The following is a 229-nucleotide window of genomic DNA, read 5'->3' on the forward strand; positions in this document are numbered from 1 at the left end:
GTTCTTAACCACTTTTTAGTACCATATAAAGAATTAATTCCTAATAATGAACCGATTGAACAAATTAAATTATACGATGATATAGTACCAATGATAGATAAAACTGATTTAAGTGCATGGGAAAAGCAAGGAAATGGACAAAAGTTAACTGATGAAGAAAAAAAAGTAACAGAGCGTATGTCCGAAATTTTAAAACAATTAAAAAGTGCAAATACGTATCATATCGTAT

General features: G+C 27.9%; 1 protein-coding gene. It reads left to right on the forward strand.

Translation table 11 applies throughout. The features are described 5' to 3' along the window. A partial coding sequence (locus JDS95_RS30920) for an NADPH-dependent FMN reductase family protein (RefSeq protein ID WP_472926267.1) occupies positions 1 to 229 on the forward strand: 229 nt, incomplete at both ends.

The organism is Bacillus cereus group sp. N24 (genome assembly GCF_016483345.1).
GTDB lineage: Bacteria > Bacillota > Bacilli > Bacillales > Bacillaceae_G > Bacillus_A > Bacillus_A toyonensis.